Source organism: Puia dinghuensis (assembly GCF_014642875.1).
In the GTDB taxonomy this organism is placed as follows: Bacteria; Bacteroidota; Bacteroidia; order Chitinophagales; family Chitinophagaceae; genus Puia; species Puia dinghuensis.
In genome coordinates this window covers 79,951-95,203 of the sequence record NZ_BMJC01000003.1, presented here as the reverse complement: position 1 = coordinate 95,203, position 15,253 = coordinate 79,951, and the positions used below count along the sequence as shown (strand labels likewise).

Sequence of the window (15,253 nt, the reverse complement as noted above, 5' to 3'; positions counted from 1 at the left end):
TGCTCTATATATGAAAAAGATTGTATTTGGTTTTCTATTGATCGCGGGTTTTTATTCCTGTAAGAAATGGGCGCTCGGAAAGGATAATACCGGGCCGACGCCGCAGAGTAATATCCTGGCCTATTCCATCAACGAGATCCCTGTGACGAAGAATTATACGGTGGGTGCTTTCTATTATAACAACAGCACCTGGACGGCGGCCGTTAAGCGGGTGCCGGTGGTGGGGGATTATAACATGACCAATGGGGCGGTGTCGCCTGCTGTAATGGCGAGGCATATCACCCAGGCGCAGGCCGGGGGTATCGATTATTTCCTGTTTGCGTACCGGTCGCCTACAAAGGACAATACGAACTGGAAGAGCGATTCCACGCTGATCCAGACGTTTGTCAATGCAAATGGGTCGGGTAATATGAAGTTCGCCCTTGCCTATGTGGTCAATTCCGGGGCGCTGGGTATCAGCAATGCGAACCCGCTGGAAAAGAATGCGACGGCGATGAATAATTTCCTCACCGACTTTCAGCGTGGGGTCGCAGCCTTTATGAGCAATCCCAATTATATGAAGGTAAACGGCAAGACGCTGTTGTATATCGAGTCAGCCGAGAACATCTATTCGAGCCAGGACAGTGTTATCTATGATTCCATCCGGACGCGCCTGTCGGGTATGGGCTTTCAAATGTATTTCGTCGGCATGCAGGATGCCTGGACTCCCCCGGCCCGGTATATCGATCGGTTTTATAAGTGCGTGGATGCGATCTATCACAATACTCTCAGCGGTTTTACGGGGCTGACGTCCTGGGACCGGTGGTATCTGTTGCCGCAGACGATGGATCAGAACTGGGAGTATTCGCGGCAGTATTTCCGGGACAGCATGGGCGGCATCAACTATATCCCGGATATCAGTCCGGCTTGTGACCCGACGATCACGACGCCCAACAGCACCAATCCCATTTATCCCCGGACAGACAGTGGGGCGATATTCCGGCAACTCTGCAATGTAGCCAAGATGAATGCCGACACGGGGAGCAACGGCATCCGCATGGTGCTGATCGATTCCTGGAACCAGTGGCAGTACGATATGCAGTTGGAACCGGATACGGTCAATACCAATAATGTGAAGCCTTACGGCGAGCTGTACCTGAATATTGTAAAGAAAGAATTTAAAACGCCTTAAGCATGTTGAAGCTATTTTTTGCGTGCCTTATGATGATGGGTTTGGCGGCGTCTGCGCAGACATCATACCGATCTCCGGAAGACAACCTCGAATATGTAGACCCCACCATCGGCAATGTGGGGGCCTTATTGCAACCCACGCGGCCGACAGTGCAGCTGCCGCATCAGCTGATCCGGATGTATCCGATGCGCAAGGATTTTATTGACGACCAGGTGACCGATTTCCCGCTGACCATCGTGTCGCACAGGCTGGGTCAGGCTTTCTCGATCAAGCCATGCCGCGCAACCGAACCGGAAAGTTGGGCGCGTCCTATGGCCTGCGACCAGGGGGCGGAGGTAACGCGTCCCTGGTATTACAGCGGCTACCTGCTGGATGAGGATGTGACGGTGGAATTCGCGCCGGGGAAGAAGGTGGGCATCTACCGGTTTGCCTTTGGAGGCGCCAGGTTAAGGAGCATCCTGTTGGGGGAGTATAATCCTGGCGGCGCGAAGTGGCAGTCGCTTGCCGATGGTGCAGTGGCCGCCACCGAGGTCTACCATGGGGATATCCCGGTATATGTCTATGGGCGGTTCAATGTGCAGGGCACCACGCAGGCGGCGGGCGATCGCCTGCAGATAACCTTTCCCGGGACGGCCGGGGACACCGTCGAATTCCGGTATGCCATATCATACATCGGGCCCGAACAGGCGAAACGGAATTTCCATGAGGAGCTGGATGGACGGGACTTTGCGGCGTTGCGATCGGCCGGAGAAGCCGCCTGGGCCAGGGTGATGGGGCAGATTCAGGTAGAAGGCGGCACCGAAGCACAAAAGCGATCTTTTTACTCCGCATTATACCGGTGCAACGAGCGGATGGTGGATATCACCGAAGACGGCCGCTATTATAGCGGATTCGACAAGCAGATACATGCGGACGGGTCGCGGCCGTTTTATGTCGACGACTGGGTCTGGGATACCTATCTGGCGCTGCACCCGCTTCGCGCGATTCTCGATCCCGCGCTCGAGCGGGACATGCTGAATTCGTATGTGACCATGTACCGGCAGTTGGGCTGGATGCCCACTTTTCCGGTGTTGTTTGGCGATCATGCTTGCATGAATGGGTTCCATTCGTCGATCATGATCCTGGACGATTATCGAAAAGGTATCCGGGCCGATGATCCTGTGAAGGCGTATGAGGGTATGCGTAAGAATGCCCTTCAGGCTACGATGCTGCCGTGGAGGAATGGTCCGGCCATGGCGCTCGACAGTTTTTATTATGCGCACGGATATTTCCCGGCTTTACCGATCGGCGAAAGCGAACGTTTCCCCCAGGTCGATTCCCGCGAACGCCGTCAGGCAGTGGCGGTGACGTTGGGCGCCAGTTATGACGACTGGGCCGTCGCGCAGATGGCGCATCAGTTGGGCAGGGATTCGGATTATCATTTTTTCCTGCAGCGTTCGGGCAACTACCGCAACCTATGGCATCCCGAACGCCGGATGTTCCTGCCCAAAGATGACAAAGGAGCCTGGATACTTATTGATCCCAAGTATGACGGTGGCTCGGGGGGCAGGGATTATTACGATGAGAACAATGGGTGGACCTATTTGTGGCAGGTGCAGCACGATATCCCTGGCCTCATCGGGCTGATGGGCGGAAGGGATGCCTTCGAGGCGCGACTCGATCAACTGTTCCGGGAAGACCTGGGCCGGAGTAAGTACGAATTCTGGAACAAATTTCCCGATGCGACAGGATTGGTGGGGCAATATTCCATGGGCAACGAACCCAGTTTCCATATTCCTTATCTATACGACTTCACCCGTTCGCCCTGGAAGACCCAGGAGCGTGTGCGGCTGCTGCTCGATCTCTGGTTCAAGGATAATGTCTTTGGCATCCCGGGCGATGAGGACGGCGGAGGCATGAGTGCGTTTGTCGTCTTCTCTTCGATGGGGTTTTATCCGGTTACACCCGGGATACCACGGTATGCTATCGGCAGTCCCGTATTCGAAAAAGTGAGGATCGATTTGCCCAACGGGAAGCAGTTTACTATTATCGCCCATGAGTGTTCGAAGACGAATAAATACATTCAGCGGGCGACGCTGAACGGGGCGCCGCTGGACACGCCATGGTTCACACATGAGCAGCTGATAGCGGGGGGGACCCTGGAATTGGAGATGGGCCCCCGGCCGAACAGGGAATGGGGAGTTAAATAATCTGGCCATGCAAAGAATAATCCTATATGTCTGCCTGGCGCTTGGCATGGGCACCCGAGTGGCCGCCCAGTCGCCACTTGATTCGTTGGCCGGGCGGTTTCCACAGGAGAAGGTGTACCTGCACTTTGACCGATATGCCTATAGCCCGGGCGAGACCATTTGGTTCAAAGCCTATTTGCTGTCAGGCTTCGAACCCTCAACGCTCAGCAGGAACATCTATGTTGACTGGTATGATGTTACCGGTCGGTTGTTGAAGCATATGGCGGCTCCGGTGTTGGAAGCCTCTGCCAGAGGACAGTTCGACATACCCGCTGGATATACCGGCGGCTCGATCCACGTGCGGGTCTATACGCAGTGGATGTTGAATTTCGATTCGGGTCTTTTGTACGACAGGGATATTCCGGTTGCCGGTGTTGCTCACCATCCACAACGCAATGCCGAGCCTGCACGGACGGAGATCGGTTTTTTCCCCGAAGGCGGCGCGCTGATCACCGGTCTGCCGTGCAAGGTGGCTTTCAAGGCCAATAACCAGTGGGGTATACCGGTGATGGTCAGCGGTGTGGTGCAGGGCAGTGACGGGAGTTTCGTGGACTCGCTGACGGTGGAACATGACGGGATGGGCAGCTTTTTTATCCGCCCCGGGCGAGGCGTGAAGTATTGGGCCATGTGGGCGGATGCATCGGGTCAGCAGCATCGGAACGATCTGCCTGTTGCGGCCGCAGGAGGGGTTGGTTTGCAGGTACAGCCGCATGCGGACCAGAGTACCGTGATCGTCCGGAGGACGGCGGAAGTTTCTCCCATGCTAAACCTGGTGGTGCATATGAACCAGCATGTGATATATGCCGCCCAGCTGAACTTGACCTCGCGCACCGAGGTTGCCGTACAGGTGCCTACGGATAGTCTGCCTACAGGCATCCTGCAATACACATTATTTGATGCCGGATGGAAGCCACTAGCCGAACGGGTGAGCTTCGTGAACAACCGGCTGCATTTGTTCCCGGTGGATGTAAAAGTAGCTACTGCCGGGCTTGGCAGGCGGGCCCTTAATGCGATCGAGGTCAATGTCCCCGACACCGTGTTTACCAATCTCTCGGTTTCCGTCACCGACGCAGACCTGCCGGCGGGCTCCGATGATATTGTCAGCACGCTGCTGCTGAGCGATGACATCCGGGGCGCCGTCTATCATCCTTCCTATTATTTTTCTTCCGGCGGTGCGGTCGTCGCCAGGCAGCTCGACCTCGTGATGCTAACGCATGGATGGAGGCGCTTTTTCGGGCAGGGCGGGTTGTCGGAGATGCGATATCCACGGGACAGCGGCTACCTCGAGCTGAAGGGCAGGGTCAGGGAGGCAGTGGCCGGACAGCCCGTGATGCTCATCCTACAAGCGAAGGACAGCAGCCGGAAGCGATTGCTGGTGCCTGTCAGTAAGGACGGCATGTTCGTGCAGCGCGGACTGGTCTTCTACGATACCCTGAAAGTGTTCTATGGTGGGAAGTCGATGCAACTCGGTACTAATTTGCTGCCGGCGCCCCCGCTTCCACCCACGAGCAGGCTCCCGGATACGACGGGGATGCAACGCGTACAGTATTTCGAAGCCGCGACAGCCGACAAGGAGAAGAAGCGGCAGGCGATGGTGCTGGCGCCTGTTACTGTAAAGGGGCATACAAAGCGGCCGGTGGATATCCTGGATGAAAAATATGCCACGGGCCCCTTCAAACGCGAAGCGGGTTACCAGTTCGATGTCAAGGACGATCCGCTCGCGGTGCATTCGACGGACATCTTCTACTACCTGCGGCAGGTAGTCCCCGGATTGGAGGTGCAGTATAAGGACGGTTATCCCGTCGTGACATGGCGTCAGAGCACGCCGGGCTTTTTTGTAGATGAGGCGGGCATGCGGGCCGATCTGGTGGGTGATATCCCGATAACCGAGATCGCTTATGTCAAGGTATTCTATCCACCGTTCCTCATGGGCGGGGTGATCAACCCGCGGGCCGGCGCCATCGCCATCTACACAAAGAAGGGCGAGGACGTGAAGCCACTGCCCACGAAGGGACTGAACTATACATTGGTGGAGGGCTATGCGGCCGAGCGACAGTTCTATTCGCCCGACTATTCCGTCGACCCGGCGAGCCAAACAGATTTCCTGCCGGACGTGCGGCCAACGCTGTACTGGAACCCTTATATTATTACGGATGCAAACACCCACACCGCGGAGTTCAAATTCTACAACAACGATGTCAGCCGCAGGCTCCGCGTGGTCGTGGAAGGGATGAATGCGACGGGCCGATTGGTACATGTAGAAAAAATTATAGAATGATACGATCAGGATTTATTATTTTCTTTTGCGGGTTGGCGACGTTAGGTATGGCGCAATTGCAACCCCGAAAGATAGGCAGGGGAATATGCGAAACGAGAAGCGGCGTGCTGTTCACAAAGGACGCCTATGCCAGTTATGGCGATTCCACCTGGCGTAACTACGAATTCAGTTTCCGCGCGATGGGGATGGACAGCGGCGATGTACATATCTGCGCGGGGTTTCACGCGAACAACCGGGACGACCGGTATATTGTCGGCCTCAAGGGCGGGAGCTTCGATGCGCTATACCTCGAGCGGATGGGCTATATGGGGACGGACGATTATCTCGCGCTGCGGCCGCTGGGCTTTCCGGTGCGGGCGGGGCAGTGGTATCGCTTGCGGGTACAGGTGGCCGGCGATCGCATGCGGGTTTACCTGGGGGATGAGGCCCTGCCGCGGATCGACGTACGCGACCTGAATGCTGCGTTGTGCCCGGCGGGCCCGCTCACTTTGGGCGGAAGCTACCGGGAAACAAAATATGATGGCTTGGTGGTGAAGCAGCTAAGCGAAGGGGCGTTACACGGCCCGGCAAGGGAATTACAGCCCCCCGCCCCCGACAAGGAAAAGCTCCGCCAGAGGCAGCGTGCCGCCTGGCGCCCCATCCAACTCGCCACCCTCACCGGCGCCCGGTCTCAACTATCTCTCGACGGCAACTGGCTGTTCTGCCCGGACTATGAACTTACCCGATCGGACGACGCGACAAATCCCTCGAAGGACGACCGCGCCTGGCATGTGCTGCACGTGCCGGATTTCTGGAACCCCAGCCGGGTCTGGCTCCATGGGGAACATTATAAGGGTGAAAGCAAAGGCGCATCGGATAAATACTACCAGCAGGAGATCGACCGCTGCGCATCCTACAGCTTCGACTATACCCGCACGAATGAAGGCTGGTACCGGCAATGGATCGAGCTACCTTCCTCTATACAAGGCAAACACATGGAACTGACCTTCGACGCCGTATCGAAAGTGGCGGAGGTGTGGGTCAATGGGCAAAAGGCCGGAAGCCACATCGGGATGTTTGGCGATTTTACCCTCGACGTCAGCACCCTCCTCCATCCCGGCAAAAACCTCGTTACAGTAAAAGTTTTTCGCAACTATGTCAACAATATAAAGAATGCAGACAAGGTCGCTGACGTAGCCGTCACCGTAGAAGTCACCCAAAAAATGATCAAGGATCTGGCGCATGGATTTTTTGTCGACGACCCGGCCGGCATCTGGCAGCCGGTGAAGCTGACCATCACCGATCCGCTACATATTGCCGATGTGTTTATCAAGCCGGGGCTTACGGGGGCCGATCTGGAGGTGCGGGTTAAGAACGATGGCAACGTCGATCGGACATTCGCCTTGCATACGGCAATTGGTGGATTATGCAGTGGGGTTTCGGCATCGGAGGTAAATCTGAAGCCAGGAGAGGAGCGGGTGTTGCGGTATTCGGTGGACGGTTTGCACCCACGGTTGTGGTCACCGGAGGAACCCAACCTTTACGATTTTGTTTTTTCCATAGTAGGGAGCGATTCCGTAATCGTACGCAGCGGTTTCCGCACCTTCGAAAGCCGGGACGGCTTCCTCTACCTCAACGGGCATCGATATTGGCTGCGGGGCGCCAACCAGACGGCAATGCCGCTGGGGCCGAATGATGCCCGCCTGGCTTCCAAATATTGCCGGCTCATGCACGAAGCGCATATCAATGCTACGCGTACGCATACGGTACCTTTTACGGAGACCTGGCTCGACGCCGCCGATCGCGAAGGGCTTGGAGTCAGCTATGAGGGCACCTGGCCCTGGCTGATGATCCAGGGCACGATGCCCGACTCCACCCTCATTACACTCTGGAAAAATGAATTCCTCGACCTGCTAAAGAAATACCGCAACCATCCATCTCTGCTGCTCTGGACGGTGAACAATGAAATGAAATTTTATGATAACGATCCGGACTTCGGGCGGGCCCAGCGCAAGATGCGGATCATTTCGGATGTGGTGCGGAAGATGCGCACCATCGATCCCACGCGGCCCATCGTGTTCGATTCCAATTACCGGCGCAACAAGAAGAAATTCGGAGCGGATTTCTTTACCATTGTCGATGATGGGGATATAGACGATATTCATATGTATCCCAATTGGTACGACTATTCAATATTCGATCAGTTCAAGGGGGAATTTCAGGCGAAATATAAGAACGAAGGTCGGCCGCTGATCAGCCAGGAGATGTCCACCGGATATTCTAACAATGAGACCGGCCATCCGGTGCGTTATTATACTTTCATGCATCAGACAGCACAGGCGCTGGTGGGGAAGTATGCGTATGACTATAGTGATCCCGCGTATTTTCTTCGGACGCATGCCTTTATCACCCGGGAGGTGGCGGAGGCTTTCCGGCGCACGGACAACGAGGCCGCAGGCTTTATGCATTTCGCAAGCATCACCTGGTTTCGCTATGTCTACTCCGCTGACAGCATTCAGCCTTACCCGGTTTATTATGCCATGCAAAAGGCCATGCAGCCGCTTTTGGTCTCAGCGGAGCTGTGGGGTCGGCATTTTTATTCCCGCGACCGGCTACCCGTGCGGGTTTGTGTCGTCAACGACCAGGATGATACCGTGATGGCTTCGCCGGCGACCCTTCATTGGGAATGGCGGTTGGCCGATGGCGGGGTGCCGGGTTCGGACGCGGTGTCGGGTTCCGCGGCTATCCTTGGCTCGGGCACAGTCCCGATCGATACGGTGGGTTATTATGGCCGCCGCTGGGTGATGCCGGAGATTATAACGCCGGAGGTGATGGGCAGGCAGGAATTGAAGTTGGTGTTGAAGCTCGAGCGTGGCGGGCAGGTACTTTCCGCAAATGATTATGATCTCATCGTCGCCCCGCGTGCCTGGGCTGCCGCGAACGTGCCGGCTGTTGCCCTTGTGGACCCCGGCGGGCGGATGTCCGGTGTGCTGGATACACTTGGGGTGCGGTACAAAGCTTTCGCTTCGCTGGACGCGGCCCTAACTGCCGGTGGGGTGTTGGTTCTGTCGGGATTGAATGCCGGAAATACATCTCTCGACGACCTCCACCGGTTGCGGGCTTTCGCTTCTGGTGGCGGCAAAGTACTATGGCTCGGTGCAGGCACAATGGCGGCTATGGTTTACCCGGACTATATCAAGGGCCTGCTGGAATGGAAAGGCGAGATCATGAATATGGATATGCCGGAGTCACCCGTGTTTGATGGGTTGGAGCCGATGGACCTCCGTTATTTCAACAACAATCGGCGGGAATCGCCGGCGGTGTGTGCGGGTGCTTTCCAGGTAGTACGGCGGCCCGGGCTTTCCGCGCCTGCTACTTTTACACGGGTGCACGGCTACCTGCAAGGAGAGATGGCGCAACGGGAAGCGGCATTGGATAAGCTTCGGGGCTTTCCCATCATACGCATCGATGATAAGGGAGTTATCATGCTCTCGCAGGTGATGGTGGAGAAAGCGACAACCGATCCGGTGGCGGGCCGGTTGCTCACAAATATGATAAGGGCTTTGTCCCAATAATATATAAAGAGACATCACACAACCAATCCAGGGCCGGGGTAAACCCCGGCTTTTTTTATTTATGAATTTTTTTCCCAGCTATTGGAAAATATTAAAAAGAATTTTACTTTTACATAAACCAGACTAGACCAGACTAGTCTTGTTTGACCAAAATAAGAAATTTAAAAGGCCAAAACCTAACGAACATGCTTGCAAAAATGATTTTAAAGATCTGCCTCCTCGGCTTTGTCCTTGGAGGCTTTCTTATGCTGCCAAACGCCGCATCGGCCCAGTCTGCCAGGCAAATCACCGGCCGGGTTACGGATTCATCAGGCGCCTCCCTGGGTGGCGTAAGTGTCGGCATCAAGGGATCGAAACGTGGCGCAACCACGGATTCCACCGGTTACTTTACTATAAACCTGCCCCCGGGGAATGCCGTGCTGACATTTTCGATGGTGGGTTTCCGCGACCAGGAAGTTCCGCTCAACGGTCGCACCGCGGTGACGGTTGTCCTGCAGGGCGGCCAGAAAGATCTGGGGGAAGCCGTCGTCATCGGGTACGGCACCCGGAAAAAAGTAAACCTCACCGGGGCGGTGAGCGCCATCAGCGGAACGGAGATCGCTAAATCACCCGTATCAAACATCTCCAATGCACTGGGAGGCGCAATGCCCGGCCTCATCGTAAACACGCGCAGCGGCGAACCCGGAGCCGATGACGCCGCATTTTATATCCGGGGCATCGGTACGCTGGGCAATACTGCCCCATTGATCGTCATCGATGGCATCCCCGACCGGCAGGGAGGCTTTAACCGGCTCGATCCGAACGATATCGAATCGTTCACCGTGCTGAAGGACGCCACGGGCGCTATCTATGGGGCCAGGGCGGCTAATGGAGTCGTCCTGGTCACGACCAAGCGCGGGTTCAGCGGGAAGTCCACCTTGTCGTTCACGACGAATAGCGCCTTTACACAACCGACAAGGGTGCCGAAAATGCTGGATTCGCACGACTATGCGCAGTCGGTGAATGAATACGATGCGTTGGTCGGTCAGCAGCCTACCTATACAGCAACCCAACTGCAGAAATACGCGGACGGGTCCGACCCGCTGGGCTACCCCAATACCAACTGGTGGAAAACCGTCATGCGCCCCTGGTCATATCAGAACAATGATGTGATGTCCCTGCGGGGCGGTACGGATAAGGTGAAGTATTATCTGTCGGGACAGTACCTCCGGCAGAACAGTATGTACAGGGGTGGATCAGATTATTATACCAATAAAAATGCCCGGGCCAACGTGGACATCCAGGCAACACCCGGCTTCCGGCTCGGATTGGACGTCATGTACCGCAACGAATACAAGCTCAACGAAGGCCCGCAATATGGCACCGCCGGCGATATCTTCAACGAACTGTGGAGCGCCTATCCCTACCTGGTGGCGCGGTACCCCGATGGAAAGGTCGGCGTAGGCATCGGCGGAGGACCGCAGAACAGCATGGTATACGTCCTCAACGGTGACCTTGGCAATACCACCACCAACTACGATTTTTTCCAGACCAAGACGTCCTTTGCCTGGAATTGGGATAAGATCACCCCGGGTTTACACCTCGACGGCTACTATAGTTACGACCTTTTCTATTATAACTATAAGGGTTTCAACGCACAGCCGCCGCCCGCTTATAGTTTTAACGAGACGACAAATACATTCACCGAGGTTCAGAGCACGATCCCGCCGAACCTGTCGATCACGGACTCGAAGACGGAAGATCAACTGTTCAACGTCAAGCTGGGCTATGAACGGAAGTTTGGAAAAAGCGCGGTAGAGGCTTTCGCGGCGTATGAGTTGTCCCGTGAGACCTATACCGAACTCGATGCCTATCGTACGGGCTTCCTGAGCAATAACGTGCAGGACCTTTTTGCCGGCAGTACCATCGGTGAATCGAATAATTCGGTAACGACCAGGACGGCCAGGCAGAACTATATCGGCCGGGTATCCTATAACTATGACGACCGGTATCTGCTGGATTTTAATATGCGGGAAGACGGGTCGCCCAATTTCCCTAAAGGAAACCAGTATGGCTTCTTTCCTGCTGTGTCGGCGGCCTGGAGGGTGTCCAATGAATCGTTCTTCCACTCGGGCGTCATCGATGAGTTAAAGGTACGCGGCAGCTGGGGACAGACGGGGAACGACGCCGTGACCCCGTTCCAATACATCCAAACCTATCAGTTGCAGGCAGGGCAGCTGTCCCAATACTTGGCGGCGGGCTATTTCTACGGAACGACGCCCACACAGGCGCCCGGTTTCGTGCTCGGCCCTACGCCGAATGTAAACATCACCTGGGAAACGGCGACGACGACCGACCTGGGCCTGGACATGCGGTTGCTCAAGAATCTGACATTCGACATCGACGTATTCAGAAGCATGCGGACGCATATCCTGGTGCCGCCCAACGAGACCGTTCCTCAATATACCGGTCTTAGCCTGCCCGATGAGAACCTCGGGAAGGTCTTGAACCATGGCATCGAATTCCAGCTCGGATGGCGAAAAAGCCCCACCAAAGACTTCTCTTACTTTGTCAACGGCAACTTCACGTTTGCAGTCAATAAAGTTGTCTATGAGGCGGAACCCGCTTCGGTACCCGCCTGGCAACGCATGACCGGCCACCCCACCGGGTCCTTCCTGCTCTACCAGGCCATGGGTCTATACCAGGACAGCGCCACGGTGAGCCATACACCCCACCCCCTCGGCTCGGGCCCCGGCGATATCCAGTACAAAGACGTCAATGGCGACGGGAAGATCAATGGACTCGACCAGGTACGGACAAACCTCTCCGCTACGCCGGAGATCATGTATGGCTTTAGCTTTGGAAGCCGGTACAAGAACTTCGACGCAACCATCTTTTTCCAGGGACAGGCAGCCGCTAAAGCCATGCTGCAACCGGGCGGGCTGAATATGGCGCAGCAATTCTATGACGGGAGGTGGTTGAAACCCGGTGACAACAAATATCCCCGGACATTTAACGGTCCCACTAACGCCACCTATGGGTCTAACACCTACGGATCGACGTTCTGGCTGCTGAATGACGGGTTCCTGCGATTGAAAAATGTGGAGATAGGCTACAACTTCTCCAGGACGGGCATCTTGTCGAAGGCGAAGATCAACTCGGCCAGGCTGTATGTCAGCGGGAACAACCTGTTTTCGATCGACAAATGGGGCCCATCCTTCGACCCCGAAGCCCCGAGCAGTCCGTCCACTAACGGACGTTATTACCCGCAGCAACGGGTCCTTAACGTCGGATTGAACGTAACCTTTTGATTCCCCATTTAAAGCAATTTCTCATGCAAAAGTCATATGGCATACTATTCCTGATAGGCACAATAGCACTAGGCGCCTGCAATAAGGTGCTGAATATACAACCGACCAGCTCATTTACCACCAACGCTGTCTGGTCGAGTCCGGCGCTGGTCCAGGTATTCGTGAACGAAATATACGCGGAGGCCGTTTTTGGCTTCAAAGACGGCGGATTCGGCTGGGGCTCCCAAACCGATGAGCTGTACAGCAACTTCGGTTGGTGCCACGAAAACACCTATGTGCAGGGCCAGGCGACGCCGGACAACCAGGGTAGCTCTTTTCCGCTCAACTACAGCAGCACCCTGAATTTCTGGCCAACGCTCTACAGCACCATACAGAAATGCAACACCTATTTTCAAAACATCGGCACGCTGGACACCGTCGGCAACGCCCCGCAGATTACTTCGATGACCGGCCAGGTGCATTTTCTCCGGGCGCTGTGCTATTTCGAACTGCTAAAACGCTTCGGCGGGGTGCCCCTCATCACCAAAGTATATACCATCAACGATACGAAGTTTACCGAAACCCGGGCGTCCTGGGATTCGACGGCGGCATTTATCCTGGCCGATATAAACGCTGCCCTTCCCGGTCTACAGGCGACCCCACCCCAGGGCCAGGAAGGAACCGCCACCACGGGCGCGGCGCTGGCCCTGAAGTCCAGGCTGCTGCTATATGCGGCAAGTCCTTATTTCAATACGGCGAACGATATGTCCAGGTGGCAGGCGGCAGCTGACGCAGCGCTGGCAGTGATCAACATGAACCAGTATTCGCTCTATGGAACCTCCACCACCTATGGAAAGATCTTCACGGATTTTTTCAACCCGGAAGTGATCTTCGCCAGGGTCTATGGAAACGTATTCGAAGATCGTTACAACACCGTCTATCGCGATCTCAGCCCCAACGGCTACAATGGCTACAGCGCCTACAATGTACTGGAGCAGATGGTGGAAGCTTTCCAGATGAACGACGGCTCGGCCTTTAGCTGGAGCAATCCCTCGGAAGCGGCCAACCCTTACGCAAACCGGGATCCCCGTTTTTATGCCGATATCCTTTTCAACGGCGCTTCCTTCCAGGGACGGCCTGCCCAGTTCTGGCTGGGTGGACTGGACTCGAAACTAAGCTCCCTCTCTCCCTGGAATGCCTCCAAGACGGGATATACGATGCTGAAGATGGTCGACTCCACCTATAACTTCAATGTGCAACCGTACAGCGCGGCCCAGTGGATCGTTTTCCGGCTGTCGGAGATCTACCTCAACTACGCTGAGGCGGAAGCCGAACTGGGTCAGACGGCTACCGCGCTTACCTACCTGAACAAGATTCGCGAACGGGCGGGCATGCCCGACATCGCCTCGGGTGGAGGAAACGACCTGATCCAGAAGATCCGCCAGGAACGCCGCATCGAGCTCTGCTTTGAGGGGCACCGGTTCTTCGATCTCCGTCGCTGGGGAATAGCCGATCAGGGTAATGGCAATGCGTTGGGTATTATTATTACACCGACCAATTCCCAGAATACTACCTTTAGTTACCAGGTCGACACCGTGCAGACCAGGGTGTGGTTGCCGGGCTTTTATTACTATCCGATCCCGCGGTCGGAGATCCAGGCTAATCCTAATCTTACGCAGAACCCCGGGTATAATTGAGTGTAAGTATCGTATCTTGGAGCAAAACTTCCTAAAGTAAAGGATGAAGACAGTTTTTGATGAAATAAAGAAGTTGGAGGCAGTACCGTCGTTTTCGAAACACGACCGGTTGGTCAACGGCATAATCAGCGCCATCGATCAAAAGGTGCTGATAACGGACGACCTCCTGCCATCGCTCAACGAAATGATCCGGGAGCTCCGGTTTTCCAGGGATACTGTAGTGAAAGGCTACCAGGAGCTGATCAACCGGGGCCTCATAGGCTCCACCCGCGGTAGAGGTTATTATGTGACGAACGGAAATACGGAACAGACATTGCTGGTGGCTCTGTTGATGTACAACATGGACACCTTCGAGGAGCAGTTCTACAGGAGTTTCAGGGCCGAACTGGGACCCAACGTACACCTCAACGTCTTCTTCCACCACGGCAATATAGAGGTTTTCGAAACCATTCTGACACAGGTGAAGGGAAAGTATGGGATGTATGTGATTGCGCCTATTCCGCATCCCCGGACGAAAGAGCTGCTGGAGGCCATTCCCCGCCACCGGTTTCTGATGGTCGATCGTTTTGAGCCGATCGACGGGGAATTCAACCACATCACCCAGGAGTTTGCGAAATCTTCCTACCGGATATTCATGGAGCTCGCACCGGAGATCCGGAAGTTCGACGAGATGATATTTTATCACTCACCCGAATCGCTTGACCCGAAGGAGATCGTTGGTTCCTTCAAAAAATTCCTGAAGGATGCCGGTATCAAAGGACGCGTGCTAACGGAGTTCAAACCCGGCACCCTGGAAAAGGGAAAGGCCTATTTCACCCTGGACAACTTTGCTGTATTTGCGATGCTCAAGGAGTGCAAGGCGAGAAAGCTCAAGCCGGGCCGTGACCTCGGTATCCTTTCCCATAACGATGAGCCGGCCAAGGAGCTCATTGGGATCACGACCTATTCGGCGGACTTCTCCCTGATGGGAAAGAAGGCAGGAGAATTCGTGATGAGCCGGGAGGCGGTAATGGAAACGATGCCAATGGTGTTGTGGCGGAGGAACACACTATAAAT

General features: G+C 55.3%; 7 protein-coding genes. All 7 read left to right on the top strand.

The window, feature by feature from the left end:
- Positions 1-10: 10 nt before the first annotated feature.
- The 7 genes from IEY39_RS13700 to IEY39_RS13670 all read left to right on the top strand — a co-directional run bounded on the left by IEY39_RS13700 (position 11) and on the right by IEY39_RS13670 (position 15,251).
- Positions 11-1,171, top strand: coding sequence for a glycoside hydrolase family 99-like domain-containing protein (locus IEY39_RS13700; protein WP_188932455.1), 1,161 nt, complete (start codon positions 11-13; stop codon positions 1,169-1,171).
- A gap of 2 nt (positions 1,172-1,173) precedes the next feature.
- On the top strand, positions 1,174-3,360 hold the full coding sequence (locus IEY39_RS13695) for a GH92 family glycosyl hydrolase (protein WP_188932453.1): 2,187 nt from the start codon (positions 1,174-1,176) through the stop codon (positions 3,358-3,360).
- Positions 3,361-3,367: 7 nt separating this feature from the next.
- On the top strand, positions 3,368-5,677 hold the full coding sequence (locus tag IEY39_RS13690) for a hypothetical protein (RefSeq protein ID WP_188932451.1): 2,310 nt from the start codon (positions 3,368-3,370) through the stop codon (positions 5,675-5,677).
- Entirely contained in the window at positions 5,674-9,231 is a 3,558-nt protein-coding gene (locus IEY39_RS13685) for a glycoside hydrolase family 2 protein (RefSeq protein WP_188932449.1), read from the top strand. The genes IEY39_RS13690 and IEY39_RS13685 overlap by 4 nt, the downstream gene beginning before the upstream one ends.
- Before the next feature lie 185 nt (positions 9,232-9,416).
- Positions 9,417-12,521, top strand: a complete 3,105-nt coding sequence (locus tag IEY39_RS13680; protein ID WP_188932446.1) for a SusC/RagA family TonB-linked outer membrane protein — start codon at positions 9,417-9,419, stop codon at positions 12,519-12,521.
- A 23-nt stretch (positions 12,522-12,544) separates the two neighbouring features.
- The gene (locus IEY39_RS13675; RefSeq protein WP_188932444.1) at positions 12,545-14,197 is read left to right on the top strand and encodes a RagB/SusD family nutrient uptake outer membrane protein; all 1,653 of its coding nucleotides are present in this window, start codon (positions 12,545-12,547) and stop codon (positions 14,195-14,197) included.
- 43 nt (positions 14,198-14,240) lie between these two features.
- Positions 14,241-15,251 (top strand): GntR family transcriptional regulator, encoded by a 1,011-nt coding sequence (locus IEY39_RS13670; protein ID WP_188932442.1) that lies wholly within the window; start codon positions 14,241-14,243, stop codon positions 15,249-15,251.
- Positions 15,252-15,253: the final 2 nt, after the last annotated feature.